The following is a 15,379-nucleotide window of genomic DNA, read 5'->3' as shown; positions in this document are numbered from 1 at the left end:
CGTGAAGATCATTTCCACCATCGATGAGCTGCGCGATCACTTGCACGGCCAGCTCCGTACCGCCTTTGTTCCCACCATGGGCAACCTGCATGAGGGTCATCTCTCCCTAATGCGGCTGGCGCGCCGACATGGCGATCCGGTGGTGGCCTCGATCTTCGTCAATCGGCTGCAGTTCGGGCCGAACGAGGATTTCGACAAGTATCCGCGCACCTTTCAGGCCGATGTCGAAAAACTGGCGAAGGAGGGCGTTTACATCCTGTTCGCGCCGACCGAAAAGGATATGTATCCGGAGCCGCAGGAATACCGGATACAGCCGCCTGACGGCCTCGGCAACATACTCGAAGGTGAATTCCGGCCAGGCTTCTTCGGCGGCGTATCGACCATTGTGGTGAAGCTGTTTTCCTGTGTGCAGCCACGTGTGGCCGTTTTCGGAAAAAAAGACTATCAACAGCTGATGATCGTGCGGAACATGGCGCGCCAGTTTGCCATGCCAACCGAGATCATTGCAGCGGAAACTTTGCGCGCTGCCGACGGCCTGGCGCTGTCGTCCCGCAACGTTTATTTGTCGGCGGCCGAGCGCGAAGAAGCGCCGCAACTCTATCGAATCCTCAATGAAGTGGCCGCCGCGATCCGGTCCGGCCATCTGAATGTATTCGAGCTTGAACGCAAAGCCATGGCCGAACTCTCCGAGAGAAAATGGAAACCTGACTACATTTCGGTCCGCAAGCGCATCGACCTGGAGCCGCCTTCGGCCGGTGACATGGCCCAAGGTACACCGCTAGTGATCGTCGCCGCGGCAAGGCTGGGATCGACCAGGCTGATTGATAACCTGGAAGTGTGAATCGCCAGTTTCATTTCACTACAAGCATGTACTCGAATTGATTTGAGCGTGCGGTAACGACCCGGCTAAAAGAATCCACTCCATCAATAAAAAAGCCTCATGCTGGCGCTGAACGCCGACATGAGGCAACCCATCTCCTTAGAGAAGGTAGAGACAAACAACACAAACTTTGCGTCTGCCAACCGTAGCGGCCGGCAGACCAGTGAAACGAACGATTAACGTACGCCTTCCAGCAATTCCTTCAGATTCGTGCTCATGATGCGTTGCGTCTGCGTCGCATTGAGATTGGAAATATCCTTGAAGAAGTCGAGCGGATGGGCAAGTCCTTCCGGATGCGGCCAATCGCTGCCGAACAGTACGCGCTCGACACCGATCAATTCGATCACCTTGTCGATCGGATCTTCATAGAACGGTGCCACGTACACATGCTGGCGGAAAGTTTCGACCGGGTTGCGGCGGAAGGTCTTCGGCATCTTGTGATACGTCGCTTCCATGCGCTGGAGCAGAGGCTCCAGCCAGGATGAGCCGTTTTCCAGCGACGCGACGCGCACGTTGGGGAAGCGATCGAATACGCCGTGGCATATTAAAGCGGCAAGCGTATCGGCGATCGGGCGGCCCATCCAGTCAAGGATTTCGCCGAACGGATCTTTCTCGAATGGGCGGAATTCGCCCTTGCCGCCAGCGGTCCACCATTGGTAAACCTTGTCATAGCCTGAGTCGGATACGTGCAGGACCACGAAAACTTTCGCTTCATTGATGCGTGCCCAGAACGGGTCGAATTCTTCGAATCCCATCGAGCGACCGCCCTTGAGCCCCGACACGGGAGCAGGACGGATACCAATGACCCGTGCGCCGCTCGCGAGCAGGAAGTCGAGTTCCTTGCAGGCTTCATCGACATCGGCGAGATTGATCATCGGCACCGGGAACAGCCGGTTATCCCGTGCGAAGCCGCATTCTTCTGCAGTCCATTGATTTACGGAGTGCAAGAGGGCATGGATCACTTCCGGACGCTGCGCAAGTCGCTCTTCGATTACGGAAGCCAGCGTCGGCAGGAACAGTCCGGCATGGATCTTCTGCTCATCCATGACTTTCAAGTGCGCGTCACCATTGTTGAACGCAGCTTGTGATGCAATCGGTTCACCGGTGATCTCGCGCAGTGACAAGCCTTCCGGATTCTGTCCGCGATACCACTTTTCATGCGCACCGGGTGCCGCAACAACTTCGAAAGTTGGATTGGGAATGTAGTCTGAAAGCATGCCGCCGACCGCAAGCTTGGTACGGCCGTTGACCTGCACATATTGAAATTCTTTCTTGAATTTCTTCGGCAGGTGGCGAAGAAACGCCTCCGGCGGTTCGTAGAAATGACGGTCCGCGTCATAGATGGGGTAAGTCACAGCGGTCATTGTGCTCCTCGCGTCGAAAAAGGTTGAGCGACCTCGCTCTGAAAACTAACTATATGTCAGTTCTATGGGTGCGTCAATAAAATGATGGATATTCGTTTTTGTTGAGCTAAAACTGACGTTATGTTAGTTTACCGAGAGCGTTTAATAGAAAGGAAGAACCGATGTCCTCTGTCGTTGTTGTTACCGGCGCTGCAGGCGCCCTGGGTAAAGCCGTGGTCGAAGAATTTCTTTCACTAGGTTCGTCCATCATTGCAGTCGACGTAAATATTGATGCATTGCGCGCCGCGTATCCCGACAACGGACGCGTGCAACCGGTTGCGGTCGACCTCACGAATGCCGGAAAGACCGTCGAGTCGCTGGAATCGGCGCTGGCGGGACGCGCGGCAAATGTACTCTGCAATATCGCCGGCGGCTTCGACATGGGGCCCGCGGTGCATGAAACCGACGACGCCATGTGGCGCCGGATGCTTGACTTGAACGTGGCAACGCTAATCAATGCGTCGCGCGCCATCGTTCCTGGCATGAAAGCCGCCGGCCAAGGCAAGATTGTCAACGTCGCGGCAGCGTCGGCATCGAGCGGAAAGGGCGCCATGGGCGCCTACTGCGCATCCAAGGGCGCAGTTGCGCGTCTTACCGAGTCGATGGCGCAGGAACTGCGCGATGCCGGCATCAATGTCAATGCAGTTGCGCCCAGCATCATCGATACACCGGCCAATCGGTCTGCCATGCCGGATGCCGATCCTGGGAAATGGGTGTCGCTCGTCGACCTTGCTTCCGTAATCGGTTTTCTAGCGTCCGATAGAGCACGGGCCGTGCATGGCGCGGTGGTACCGGTTGTCGGTCTGAGCTGAGTTGCGCAATCTTTTTTAAATGGAAACGTCAATGAACCTTACAAACATGCTGGACGGACAGGTTGCTTTTGTGACCGGAGGAACCAGCGGCATAGGTCGCGGCACCGCGCTTGCGCTCAAGGCAGCAGGAGCCAAGGTGATCGCCACCGGTGTATCGGAAAAAGAAGTGCAAGCGGCGCTGGCCGATCCGGTATTTGCCGGTATTGACGCACATGTCCTCAATGTGACCGACGACGCGGGCGTGCGGGAAGCGTTTTCACGGTTCGAGCGCCTCGACATTCTGGTCAATGCTGCAGGCGTAGGAGGGCAGGGTCCGGTCGAGTTCGAGGCCGAATCCTTTGCACGTACACTGGACATCAATCTCACCGGAACGCTGCGTGTCTGCACTGCGGCGCGTCCGCTACTGGCGCGGCAGGGCGGGGCTATCGTCAATATAGCTTCGCTGATGAGTTTCTTCGGGAGCGCCACCGCGCCTGCCTATTCGTCCAGCAAGGGCGGAGTAGTGCAGCTGACCAAGAGTCTCGCCGTGTCATGGGCGGAGGAAGGAATTCGTGTCAACGCACTCGCTCCGGGCTGGATCGATACGCCGATGACTCAAATTCTTCAGAACGACCCTGAGCGTAACGGCCGCGTAATGGCGCGCTCGCCGATGAAGCGTTGGGGTCGCACGGAAGAAGTGGCCGCGGGTATTACCTTCCTCTGCTCGCCGATGGCTTCGTTTATTACGGGAATCGTGCTGCCTGTGGATGGGGGATATCTGGCAGCGGGAATGTAAAAGGATAAATCCCGGTCGTCCCATTTTTTCCGGAAAAACCAGACACGGCTTGGCAGGCGCATACGCGTGGAGAACGTCCACGTGATCCAGGCAAAATGTCTTTGAGCAGTTATGCGCCAACGAATTCAATCATAAAAACACCATGCAAAACCTGATAGAACAATACGGCCCGCGCGAAGCGATGGAATACGATGTGGTCATCGTGGGCGGCGGCCCGGCCGGCCTGTCGGCCGCGATTCGCCTCAAGCAGCTGGCCGCCGAACAAGGCAGCGAGGTGTCGGTCTGCGTGCTGGAAAAAGGCAGTGAAGTCGGCGCCCATATCCTCTCCGGCGCCGTGATGGACCCGATCGCGATGAACGAGTTGTTCCCCAACTGGAAAGAACTCGGTGCACCCTTGCACACCGAAGTCACCGAAGACCGCTTCCTGTTCCTGACCGAAAAGAAAGCCACCAAGACCCCGGACTGGATGCTGCCGGCCTGCTTCCAGAACCATGGCAACTACATCGTGTCGCTGGCCAACGTGGTGCGCTGGCTCGGTCAGCAAGCCGAAGCGCTGGGCGTGGAAATCTTCCCCGGCTTCCCGGCGGCTGAAGTGCTGTACAACGACGACGGGTCGGTGCGCGGCGTGGCGACCGGCAACATGGGCGTGGACCGTCACGGCAAGCCCACCGATGCCTTCCAGCTTGGCATGGAACTGCATGCGAAATACACCTTCTTTGCCGAAGGCGCGCGCGGCCACCTGGGCAAGCAACTGATGGCGACGTACCACCTGAACAAGGACAGCGATCCGCAAACCTATGCGATCGGCATCAAGGAATTGTGGGAAATCGATCCCAAGATGCACAAGCCTGGCCTGGTGATCCATACCGCCGGCTGGCCGCTGGATGCCGATACCTATGGCGGCTCGTTCCTGTACCACCTGGAAAACAACCAGGTCGCGGTCGGCTATGTGGTGGGCCTGGCATACCAGAATCCTTACCTGTCGCCGTATGAAGAATTCCAGCGCTACAAGACCCATCCGGAAATCCGCAAGTTCTTCGAAGGCGGCAAGCGCCTGTCGTATGGGGCACGGGCACTGGTGGCTGGTGGTATCCAGTCCCTGCCGAAGTTCACGTTCCCGGGCGGTGCGCTGATCGGTTGCGATGCCGGTTTCCTGAATGCGTCGCGCATCAAGGGCAGCCATGCGGCGATGAAGACCGGCATGCTGGCCGCTGAAGCGGCATTTGCGGCGCTGGGCGCGAATCGCCAGCATGACGAGCTGGTTGCGTATGCGGACAGCTTCAAGACCTCGTGGCTGCATGAGGAATTGCACAAGGCGCGTAACTTCAAGCCCTTCATGGCCAAGGGTCTGTACACCGGCACGCTGATGGTGGGCATCGACCAGGCGGTGTTCCGCGGCAAGGCGCCGTGGACGCTGCGGCACAAGCATGCGGACCATGAATGCCTGCGCCCGGCAGCGGAGTTCGAACCGATCGTGTATCCGAAGCCGGATGGCAAGCTGACCTTTGACCGCTTGTCGTCGGTGTTCATTTCCAACACCAACCATGCGGAAGAACAGCCGGCGCACCTGACGCTCAAGGATGCGAGCGTACCGGTCAACATCAACCTGGCGACATATGCGGGACCGGAGTCGCGCTATTGCCCGGCCGGCGTGTACGAGTTCGTGAAGAACGATGCGGGCGAGGATCGCTTGCAGATCAATGCCCAGAACTGCGTGCATTGCAAGACTTGCGACATCAAGGATCCGACGCAGAACATCGTGTGGGTGACGCCAGAAGGTGGCGGTGGCCCGAACTATCCAAATATGTAAAGGGAGGGATCAGCAATGCACATCCAGCATATAGGCATTATCGGTGCCGGACAGATGGGCAGCGGTATCGCCCAAATCTGTGCGTCCGCCGGCCTGGACGTTACCCTGCGCGACGTCAGCGACGAAGCGCTGCAGCGCGCCCTGTCCGTCATCTCTTCCGGTCTCGACCGTGCAGTCAAAAGCGGAAAAATCAATGCGGAACAAAAAGCAGGGATCATCGGACGTATACGGACTAGTACCGAAATCGGCGCACTGGCGAGCTCCGATTTCATCATCGAAGCGGCGACCGAACAGCTCGAACTCAAGCAGCGCATCCTGAAGGAAACAGAAGCGGTCGTCAAATCGAGCGCCATCATCGCCTCCAACACATCTTCCGTGTCAATCACTAAACTGGGCGCATCGCTGACGTCGCCGGAGCGTTTCGTCGGCATGCATTTCTTCAACCCGGTGCCGGTGATGTCGCTGGTCGAAGTCATTCGTGGCATACGTACCAGCGATAGCACATCCGACACGACGCGCATGCTTGCGGAAAAAATTGGCAAGACCCCGATCTCGGTCAGGAATTCGCCCGGCTTCGTGGTCAATCGCATCCTCGTCCCGATGATTAATGAGGCGGTATTCGTGCTGCAGGACGGGCTTGCGACAGCCGAAGAAATCGACGCAGGAATGAAGCTGGGGGCCAATCATCCTATTGGTCCGCTGGCGCTGGCCGATCTCATCGGCCTCGACACCTGCCTGACGGTGATGGAAGTGTTCTATCGGGATTTCAACGATCCGAAGTACCGGCCGGCGCCGCTGCTAAGAGAAATGGTGGACGCTGGCACTCTTGGCCGCAAGACAGGATCCGGTTTTTACCAATACGTCTGAGTCTTCATCAATACAGTGGCGGCAGCGGAGGATGTTCGCATGATCGGCTTCAAGTACGAGAAGGACGGCGACGGCATTGTGACCGTCACGATGGACATGACGGGCCCGGTCAATGCCATGAACGATGAATACCTTGCCGCGATGGAAGAAACGCTTGGCCGTCTGGAAAACGAAAATGGCCTGAGCGGCGTGGTACTGGCATCGGCCAAGCGCACGTTCTTTGCGGGCGGCGATATCCGCGACATGATCGCCGCCAAACTGTCGCAAAAGGAGGCATTCTTCAAGCGCCTGGTCGAAACTAAGGCGCAATTGCGGCGTCTCGAAAACCTATTGGTACCTGTCGTGGCCGCGATCAATGGTGCGGCGCTTGGCGGCGGATTCGAGATATGCCTGGTCTGCAACTATCGCATCGTGGTCGACAATCCAAAGGCAATCGTCGGCTTGCCCGAAATACGTCTCGGATTGCTGCCTGGCGGCGGAGGCACCGTCCGGCTGATTCGGCTGCTGGGGCTGGAAAGGGCCTTGCCGTTGCTGCTGGCCGGTACGCAGTGCAAACCAGCGGAAGCACTGCAGGCCGGTCTGGTCGATACCTGTGTCGGCACTGTGGAAGAGTTGTTGCCAGCCGCGAAGGAATGGATCCGCAATCACCCGCAGGCATGTCGGCAGCCATGGCAACGGGAGAATTACCGGATTCCTGGCGGTGCTGCAAATGAAGCTCATAACGCTGTCCTGCTTGCCAAAAAAATGGAAGAAGTTCTCGGCCGCACACGCGGTTTGCTGCCTGCGCCGGAGCAGTTGCTGGCATTGGCTGCGTGTTCGACGCTGGTCGATCTGGACACCGCACTCGATCTTGAGAGCCGCATCGCTGCCGATCTTACTCTTTCACCGCAAGCGAAGAACATCATGACCTCGATGTTCGATCAAATGAACCAGGTCAGGCGGAATACTGCGCAGGACAAGCATGCCGCCAATGGGATCGGGACCCTCGGCATTATCGGCAACGGCGAGGCCGCAATCGAGATCGCCACCGCAGCGGCGCTTGCAGGTATCCAGGTTCTTTTGCATGGTGACGATGTAGCAGCCTCTGGCAGTGCGAGCCGCATGAGGGCAAGCGTCGCGGACGTCATTTTGAAACGTTGCGCAAAGGCGGGCCAAAGTTTGGCAGCTATCGAAGCGGCGCAAGCTCTGGTGTCTGACCGCACCATGGATACAAGGCGATGCGAACTGGTTCTGGTTGCACTGCCTTCGGAAGATGAGGCGGGCCTCCAATGGTTCGACTCGCTGCAAAAGCAAATCTTCCCCGGTACTCACTTTGTTGTAATGGCAGGTAATCGATCTCCTGGACTTGCCGAGCAAGGTGCAGCGGCAAAGCATGATTTCGCGAGACTGCATTGCTTTTCCGCCACAGGAGAATTTTCGCTCGGCGAGCTCGTCTCCGACCTGTCTGGCGAAGCGCTTGCTTTGACAAAGGACCTCCTGCGCCGCATTGGCAAACTGGCAATCGTTGTCAATGGCAGTCCGCGCGGATTCTCGCAGAGAGTATTCGATGCGTATCGCGATGAAGGCAGGAGACTCGTCGCGGAAGGGATGCCGGCCAACACCGTACAGGCGCTGGCATGGCAGCTCGGAATGCTGGCGGGTCCACTGGGGACATACGACCGCAGCTATGGTAAGGAAGATGTTGCTTGTTCCGCCGGATCGATACTTCCCCAGGATACCAAGGACAGGCTGCTGTTCCGGCCGGTGATCGAAGCGATTTTCAGCCTGCAGCAAGGGGTTGTCGCCTCCGTCGCCGATGCCAATATCGCTTCGCTTCTGGCTGTCGGGGCGCCGGCATGGACCGGCGGATATATCCAGGTCGTCAATACCTATAACATGCAGGCTTTCAATTCGCGCGCCATGGAATTGGCCCGCCACTATGGGCCGCGCTTCACTCTGCCTGAATTGTTTTTGGACAGGATGCGGTCCGATGCGGCGTTCATGTAAGTAGTAGCCATTGCAGCGATCCGCGTCCAATTCTGTTCGGGCATGACTACTTATGCATGCTCCTTAAAAAACTGTCGATCCATCAGCTTTTTTGCTATCATGATCCAATGCTAAAACTGAATATGTATTGGTTTTTGCTTTGAGCCTGCGTACTGCACGTATCGCCGGTTCCGACAATGTGGTTTCACAGGTTTAGAAGGACGCGCCGTCGAACGCGCACATTTTCATAAAGAGTAAAGGAGAATTAAATGGCATTGCTCGAGGGGAAAGTTGCAATTATCACTGGCGGCGGTAGGGGGCTGGGCGAAGCTTATGCGCGCCTGATGGCAAAGGAGGGTGCATCGGTCGTCATTAATGACATCGGCAAGGCCGAAGACGGCAGTTTCACCGCCGAAGCGGTGGCGGCTTCGATCCGCGAGACAGGCGGGCGCGCAGCGGCGCATACCCAAGATATTTCCACCATTGAAGGCGGCACCAGCCTTCTCCAGGTTGCGCTCGATAACTTCGGCGCGGTCGACATCCTCGTCAATAATGCCGGCATCCTGCGGGACAAAACCTTGCTCAAGCAGGAGGAGCAGGATTGGGACGTTGTGGTAAAGGTCAATCTGAAAAGCATGTACACGGTCACAAAACCGGTGTTCGCCTGGATGAAGGAGAACAACCGCGGCGGTGTGATTGTCAATACCACATCGATTTCCGGCATCGTCGGCAATTTCGGACAGAGCAACTATGCCGCATCCAAAGCGGGCGCATGGGGCTTCTCGCATGTGCTGGCGCTGGAAGGCGCAAAGTTCGGCATCCGCGTCTGGACGCTGGCACCCGCTGCCGCATCCGCACTGACCGCGCCGGTGATGTCGGCCGAACTGCGAGACCAGCTCGCCCCCGAGCATGTGGCCGAGGTAGTGCTGTACATGGTCAGCGATCTGTCCGGCAAACGCACTGGCCATTGTCTCTTCGCTTCCGGCCAGAGTGTTCGCGAAGTCAAGCTGCTGCCGTCCGAGGGACTGAAGGGCATTGCCTACGGAACCAAGCTCGACGCCCGCGCGATCGCTGCGGGCGAAGATTCACTGTACCGTCCGGAGCCCGCACTGACGGTGATGGACTTCGCCAAGTAAGCCGCACCTCATCCACTGAATGCCTTCGGGCCTTTTTGAAAGAGATCAATATGAGTGACAAAGCACTGATTGCCGGTGTAGGCATGGTCAAGTTCACCAAGCCGGGCAAGAGCGAACAATATGACGTGATGGGCGCGCAGGCCGCGCGTACTGCGCTCGAAGACGCGGGCATCGGCTACGACAAGGTGCAACAAGCATATGTCGGTTTCGTCGGTGGCGATACATGCTCAGGCCAAAATGCGCTGTATCACCTCGGCACGAGCCAAATCCCGATAATCAACGTCAATAACGCCTGCGCGACCGGTTCGACCGCGCTCTTCCTCGCCCGCCAGGCGGTGATGAGCGGCACTGTCGATGTCGCCCTCGCGCTCGGCTTCGAGCAAATGAACCCGGGCGCGCTGGTCGCGGACAATTCCGGACGCACGCCGATCACGGTACGTATCGACCAGGCGACCCGCAATATCCGCGGCTGGGACGACAATGCACCGCAAGGCCCGCAATACTTCGGGGGCGCCGGCGCGGAATACCTGGAAAAGTACAACGTCACCGCCGAGCTGTTTGGCCGCGTGTCGGTCAAGGCGCGCAGCCATGCCCTGCGCAATCCCTATGCCTTGTTCACCGAGCCGCTCACGCTGGAACAAGTGATGGACTCGCCAAAGATTTTCGGTCCGCTCACACGCCTGATGTGCTGCCCGCCGACATGTGGCGCCGCAGCGGTCGTCGTGGTATCAGAGAAATTCGCGCGCGAGAACGGATTGCACAACACCGTCGAGATCGCCGGCATGGCACTCACCACAGACAGTGCGTCGAGCTTCGAGACCAGCATGATCAATGTGGTGGGCGGCGGTATGACACGTTATGCATCCACCCAGGCGTACGCGCAGGCCGGTATCGACCCGGCCGACATCGATGTGGTGGAGCTGCATGACTGCTTCTCGCCGAACGAAGTGCTGTGCTATGAAGGGCTGGGCCTGTGCCCGGAAGGCGGCGCAGAGAAATTCGTGCACGACGGCGACAACACTTACGGCGGCAAGATCGTCACCAATCCATCGGGTGGTCTGTTGTCCAAGGGACATCCTCTCGGTGCCACCGGTCTTGCGCAGATCACCGAGATTGCATGGCATCTGCGCGGCCTCGCCGGCGAACGTCAGGTCGAAAATGCGAAACTCGGCGTGCAGCATAACCTTGGCCTGGGCGGGGCTTGCGTGGTAACCGTGCTCAAGCGTTAATCACATACTACGACTCAAAATACTCTCGACCGGATCGGCCAGGAGTAATGCGGCCGGGTGCCACAAGCGCCCGGCCGCATTGTTTTTGCAGACATTGGAACGTTGCGATAGTCCCGACTGGCACAAAAAAGGGCGCATGCAGCCATGCTCCCTTGCCGGTCACGCCGCTATCGCAGCATTAACGCTTCTTCAGCACGATGCCCGATTTTTCCCGGTCCCAGGTCATCGGGGTGACGCCTTGATCGCGCAATTCGTACTTGAGAATGCGTCCCACCGGACTGCGTGGAAAATCGCTACGGAGCTCGATATAGCGCGGCACCGCATAATAGGGCAACTGGTCGATCGACCAGTTGCACAGGGATTCCTCGCTCAGCTGCGCGCCAGCCTTGAGTACGATGGTCACTTTCAGTTCATCTTCTCCCATCGGGTCGAGCACCGCATGGGCAGCGACATCTTCAATTGCCTCATGTGCGCGAAATGCGTTTTCGACTTCGAAGCTGGAAATGTTTTCACCGCGACGGCGCAGGTAATCCTTCTTGCGGTCGACAAAGTAGAAATAGTCGTCCTCGTCAAACTTGCCGATGTCGCCGGTGTGGAACCACAGGTTCTTCATCACCTTGAGCGTGTCGTCGGGCCTTCGCCAGTAGCCCTCGAACATGATATGCGGCATGCGTGGGCGGACGATGATCTCTCCGGGCGTGTTTGGCGGCAGTTCAAGATCGTTCTCGTCGACGATACGCACATCGAACCATTCATTGCGCAGGCCGGAGCTGCCCGGCTTGGCCTCGGTGCCGAAGGGCAGCAGCGTGAGCAACGAGCATTCCGACAAGCCGAAACCGCCGGCGACGGTGTACTTCAAGCCGAAGCGTTCTTTCCAGATCGCCTGGATATCGGGTGGAAATGGCGCACCCCAGGCGGCGAACAACTGGCCATGGCAACACTTCATCGCATCGTTGTCCGGCGCCTTGGCCAGCATGGGGAACATCGCTGCGAGCAGGGCGACATCGGTGGCCTCGGTGCGTTCGATCTCCGGCCAGAAGTTGCTGACCGAAAAGCGGGTGTATAGCGCGACGCGCGCACCAACGATCAGGTTGCAAAGCACGGTCGACCCGATCGCATTGAAGTGAAACAGCGGCAGCGGGGTCCAGGTGATGGCCTCTTCGGTGCGTCCGGTCAGGCGCACCATCTGATGTGCCATGGTGCACACATAATTGTGACTGATCATGCAACCCTTGGAGGGGCCGGTAGTGCCGCCGGTGTAGATCAGCATCGCCAGGTCGGATGGTTTGATCTCGACATCGGGCTCGCTGGTGTTGTCGGAGAGCAGAGTTGCCCATGGAAGCAGATCTTGCCGCAGGCCATTGATCGCAGGCTGCGGTCCGCGATAAACCAGCGTCCGGAACTCGGGAAGACGCTCGGCAATGGCGGCGACACGTTCTGCATAATCGTGTTCCGCGATGATGACGGTGGCGCCGGCATCGCCGACTTGATGGCGCAGGAATTCGCCCTTGAGCGCTGTGTTGACCGGTACACTGACGGCTCCCAGCTTATTGATTGCCAGCCAGATAAATACCGCATCGGCGGAATTGTCGAGCACGGTCACCACCGTGTCCCCCTTGGCGACACCGAGCGCACTCAAGCCATGCGCCAGTCGGCAGGCGCGCCGGTTGACTTCCGTAAACGAGTATTCATCGCCGAGAAAGTCAAGGAAAGTTCGTTCGCCATGCTTTTCCGCAGCGCGGCGAAGTACCGCATTAACCGTGTCCTGGTGTCCCATGCTCCAAGGCTTGCTATTTTCTGTCTTCATTAATGTCCTTTAAGCGTCTGTGCGGACTATTTTTTCAGTTGCTTACACCGACTGCACCTGCTCGTTTCAAGTTGAAGCGATATCGGCATAGGGTAATCTCCGTTCAGTGTAATGCTCTAACTGACGATATGCCAGTTATAATAATTTTCGTCAATGGGAATGTCCTGGCCAGTCTACATCGTGGCACCCTAAGACGAGAGCGGGAGGCTTCATCAAATTGTGTGAATGGACAGGCAAGGAATGGTGGCGAATGTCGAACCGATCACATTCGACGTTCTCCGATGTGCCCAGTCCTCGGACCGGAAAATCTGGCGGAAAGAAGTTCAGTGTTCAACTGATCGTCGCGCGAAACACGGGCATTTCCCTTGCCGGCACGTTTTGCGCAGTACATCGCCTTGTCGCCGATGTCATGGCCGCACTGGTCATTGATCGTCTTGAATCCGTCGAGGTCCAGAAACATAACCGCGAATTTCTGTTGATGCCGCGCCGAGGCGTCGGAGTGTGCAGGAAGCTGCTCCATCAGCAGACGGCGGTTCGGCAGCTTTGTCAGTTGATCATGCAGTGCGTCCTGCTTGAGTTGCATCGTCAGGTTGCGGTTGCTGCCCCACGCACGCTCGATCACCACACATCCGCCGAAGCTTGCCAGAAAGGTAAGGAAGATGAAAATGCCCAAGCTGCATGCCGAATTTCGCAGTCCGACGCGGCTTTGCTCGTTCGCGTCGTCGGTGTAGCGTTCCGCATAATCGAGCAACTTCTTGATGATGGCGTGGGACGGAATATGAAAGGAACTGCTTTCATCGGTTCTTTGCTGACGAACAAATTCTACCGATCTTCACTTACGATATGGGGCATGGTTCATGGATGGTTAACGTCAGCACGAAGGGGGTATTTTGTGACCTCTGCTTGATAATTGATTCGGCTGAGAGTGCATAGGGATTCTTTTCGTTTGAGTGACACGTGATCCCGGCAGGGCGGAATCAACGATGAACTCCTTTGCCTTAACGATCGCTCTCGTATCCGGAAAAGCTTGGCGTCTGCTTGCGCAGCAATTCCGGGAATACGTCCGCGGATACCGCTTCACTGTAGTAAAAACCTTGCGCCGCAAGACAGCCATGTTGAAGCAGAAAGACAGTTTGCTCGGCGGTCTCCACTCCCTCGGCCAGCACCTTCAGTTGCAGGCTATGGGCCATCGCGATGATGGCTGAAATCAGTGCCGTGTCGTTGGCATTCTGTCCGATTCCATTCACGAATAACCGATCGATCTTGAGCGCGTGCACCGGGAATCGCTGCAAATAGCCCAAATTGGAATATCCGGTCCCAAAGTCATCGATTGAGAGTTGCACTCCCAGATCGCTCAGTTGCTTGAGCATTGACGTATTGCCGTCATTGCATTGCAAAAGCACGCTTTCAGTTATTTCAAGTTCAAGCGCGCCTGGGGGAATGTCATATTCCTGCAGAATTTTTGCAACGGTATCCACCAGGTCGCCTTGCGTGAATTGACGTGGTGACAAATTGACCGCGATATGCAAATCCGGGTACCCCAATGAATGCCACCGCTTCAGATCTCGGCATGCCTGATGCAGGACCCATTCGCCAATAGGCAGTATCAGCCCGGTTTCTTCCGCGATCGTCATGTACGGTCCGCAGGACATCGGCGATTTGCCGGGAGGATGCCATCGTAACAGCGCTTCAGCCGAAAATATTTTTCCACTTTCCATGTCGACCTGAGGTTGGTAATGCACGGAAAATTCTCTGCGGGCCCATGCCTGGCGCAACAGATTTTCGGAATGCAAGCGTTGGTGCACGCGCTGGTTGAGTTCTTGACTGAAAAACTGATAGTTTTTGCGGCCGTTCTCTTTCGCGTGATACATGGCGCTATCGGCGGCGCGCATCAGCGCTTCCGCATTGTCGCCATCATTCGGGTACTGGCTTATCCCTATGCTTGCGCCGACATGCAATGCGCAGTCGTCGACAATGAAAGCTTGATCCAGCACGCTGATGATCTTGCCCGCGACATGTGCAGCGTCCTTGCTGTCACCCCTGATGCAAAGGACAAATTCGTCACCGCCAAGCCGAGCAAGGCTGTCGCCTTCGCGCATGGACTGCCGCAGCCGCTGTGAAACCAGTTTTAACAATTGATCGCCGGTATAGTGGCCCAGCGAATCATTGATATGCTTGAAATAATCCAGGTCAATCAACAGCACAGCCATTTGCCAGCTGTTGCGGTGCGCATAAGCAATGGCTTGAGCAATACGGTCTTGCAGCAATATGCGATTGGGCAGTCCGGTAAGCGCATCGTAGTGCGCCATGTAACGGATGCGTTCTTCGGCTTGTTGCCGTTCCCGGTTTTCCGCCTTCAGCTTGGCGTTGGCTTCGATGAGTTCAGCGGTCCGCTCCTGTACCAGTTCCTCCAGGTTCTTCTGCAACTTGCGCAAGGATAAATGCGTCCTGATTCTCGCCAGCACCTCTTCTTCAAACAGCGGGCGGACGATGTAATCAATGCCGCCGCTGGCGAACGCCCTGAGCTTGTCGAGTTCCTGATCGGCCGCGCTGATGAAAATGACGGGAATGTTACGTGTGCGCTCGTTCTTTTTTAAGCGCTCGCAAATTTCATAGCCATTCATGTTTGGCATGCGAACGTCAAGCAATACAAGATCGGGGAGGACGTATTGAGTGGACTGCAAAGCCAATTCTC

At 57.2% G+C, this 15,379-nt stretch carries 12 protein-coding genes; 8 read left to right on the top strand and 4 right to left on the bottom strand.

The features are described from left to right. Position 1: 1 nt before the first annotated feature. Positions 2-841 carry a pantoate--beta-alanine ligase gene (gene panC, locus D3871_RS23505; protein ID WP_119771561.1) on the top strand — a complete coding sequence of 280 codons (840 nt, stop codon included), beginning with the start codon at positions 2-4 and terminating at the stop codon, positions 839-841. A 215-nt stretch (positions 842-1,056) separates the two neighbouring features. Here the strand turns inward: panC and D3871_RS23500 are convergent, their stop codons facing one another. After that, positions 1,057-2,244, bottom strand: a complete 1,188-nt coding sequence (locus D3871_RS23500; protein ID WP_119771560.1) for an amidohydrolase family protein — start codon at positions 2,242-2,244, stop codon at positions 1,057-1,059. A gap of 161 nt (positions 2,245-2,405) precedes the next feature. Between D3871_RS23500 and D3871_RS23495 the strand changes: the two genes are divergently transcribed. The 7 genes from D3871_RS23495 to D3871_RS23465 all read left to right on the top strand — a co-directional run bounded on the left by D3871_RS23495 (position 2,406) and on the right by D3871_RS23465 (position 10,877). Then, positions 2,406-3,095, top strand: coding sequence for an SDR family NAD(P)-dependent oxidoreductase (locus tag D3871_RS23495; protein WP_119771559.1), 690 nt, complete (start codon positions 2,406-2,408; stop codon positions 3,093-3,095). Positions 3,096-3,126: 31 nt separating this feature from the next. After that, a complete protein-coding gene (locus D3871_RS23490; RefSeq protein WP_119771558.1) occupies positions 3,127-3,870 on the top strand; it encodes an SDR family NAD(P)-dependent oxidoreductase in 744 nt (247 codons plus the stop codon). A gap of 142 nt (positions 3,871-4,012) precedes the next feature. Beyond that, positions 4,013-5,680 (top strand): electron transfer flavoprotein-ubiquinone oxidoreductase, encoded by a 1,668-nt coding sequence (locus D3871_RS23485; RefSeq protein WP_199724900.1) that lies wholly within the window; start codon positions 4,013-4,015, stop codon positions 5,678-5,680. A gap of 15 nt (positions 5,681-5,695) precedes the next feature. Then, the gene (locus D3871_RS23480; RefSeq protein WP_119771557.1) at positions 5,696-6,547 is read left to right on the top strand and encodes a 3-hydroxybutyryl-CoA dehydrogenase; all 852 of its coding nucleotides are present in this window, start codon (positions 5,696-5,698) and stop codon (positions 6,545-6,547) included. A gap of 39 nt (positions 6,548-6,586) precedes the next feature. Next, complete coding sequence (locus D3871_RS23475; RefSeq protein ID WP_119771556.1) at positions 6,587-8,533, top strand: enoyl-CoA hydratase-related protein; 1,947 nt, start codon at positions 6,587-6,589, stop codon at positions 8,531-8,533. A gap of 248 nt (positions 8,534-8,781) precedes the next feature. After that, entirely contained in the window at positions 8,782-9,648 is an 867-nt protein-coding gene (locus tag D3871_RS23470; RefSeq protein WP_119771555.1) for an SDR family NAD(P)-dependent oxidoreductase, read from the top strand. 50 nt (positions 9,649-9,698) lie between these two features. After that, positions 9,699-10,877, top strand: coding sequence for a lipid-transfer protein (locus tag D3871_RS23465; RefSeq protein ID WP_119771554.1), 1,179 nt, complete (start codon positions 9,699-9,701; stop codon positions 10,875-10,877). 178 nt (positions 10,878-11,055) lie between these two features. Here the strand turns inward: D3871_RS23465 and D3871_RS23460 are convergent, their stop codons facing one another. The 3 genes from D3871_RS23460 to D3871_RS23450 all read right to left on the bottom strand — a co-directional run bounded on the left by D3871_RS23460 (position 11,056) and on the right by D3871_RS23450 (position 15,332). Beyond that, positions 11,056-12,684: an AMP-binding protein gene (locus tag D3871_RS23460; RefSeq protein ID WP_119771553.1), complete on the bottom strand. Its 1,629-nt coding sequence runs from the start codon at positions 12,682-12,684 to the stop codon at positions 11,056-11,058. 262 nt (positions 12,685-12,946) lie between these two features. Then, positions 12,947-13,357 (bottom strand): diguanylate cyclase, encoded by a 411-nt coding sequence (locus D3871_RS23455; RefSeq protein WP_147376885.1) that lies wholly within the window; start codon positions 13,355-13,357, stop codon positions 12,947-12,949. A gap of 325 nt (positions 13,358-13,682) precedes the next feature. Further along, complete coding sequence (locus tag D3871_RS23450) at positions 13,683-15,332, bottom strand: putative bifunctional diguanylate cyclase/phosphodiesterase (RefSeq protein ID WP_233575885.1); 1,650 nt, start codon at positions 15,330-15,332, stop codon at positions 13,683-13,685. Between the last annotated feature and the right edge of the window lie 47 nt (positions 15,333-15,379).

It is taken from the genome of Noviherbaspirillum saxi, assembly GCF_003591035.1.
Classification (GTDB): domain Bacteria; phylum Pseudomonadota; class Gammaproteobacteria; order Burkholderiales; family Burkholderiaceae_D; genus Noviherbaspirillum; species Noviherbaspirillum saxi.
Note: the sequence above shows the minus strand (reverse complement) of the source record. Positions and strands in the feature narration are given on the sequence as shown.

Coding starts and splice junctions, on each gene's coding strand:
- D3871_RS23500 (WP_119771560.1), bottom strand. CDS start 2,244: ATGACCGCTGTGACTTACCCCATCTATGACGCGGACCGTCATTTCTAC.
- D3871_RS23495 (WP_119771559.1), top strand. CDS start 2,406: ATGTCCTCTGTCGTTGTTGTTACCGGCGCTGCAGGCGCCCTGGGTAAA.
- D3871_RS23490 (WP_119771558.1), top strand. CDS start 3,127: ATGAACCTTACAAACATGCTGGACGGACAGGTTGCTTTTGTGACCGGA.
- D3871_RS23485 (WP_199724900.1), top strand. CDS start 4,013: ATGCAAAACCTGATAGAACAATACGGCCCGCGCGAAGCGATGGAATAC.
- D3871_RS23480 (WP_119771557.1), top strand. CDS start 5,696: ATGCACATCCAGCATATAGGCATTATCGGTGCCGGACAGATGGGCAGC.
- D3871_RS23475 (WP_119771556.1), top strand. CDS start 6,587: ATGATCGGCTTCAAGTACGAGAAGGACGGCGACGGCATTGTGACCGTC.
- D3871_RS23470 (WP_119771555.1), top strand. CDS start 8,782: ATGGCATTGCTCGAGGGGAAAGTTGCAATTATCACTGGCGGCGGTAGG.
- D3871_RS23465 (WP_119771554.1), top strand. CDS start 9,699: ATGAGTGACAAAGCACTGATTGCCGGTGTAGGCATGGTCAAGTTCACC.
- D3871_RS23460 (WP_119771553.1), bottom strand. CDS start 12,684: ATGAAGACAGAAAATAGCAAGCCTTGGAGCATGGGACACCAGGACACG.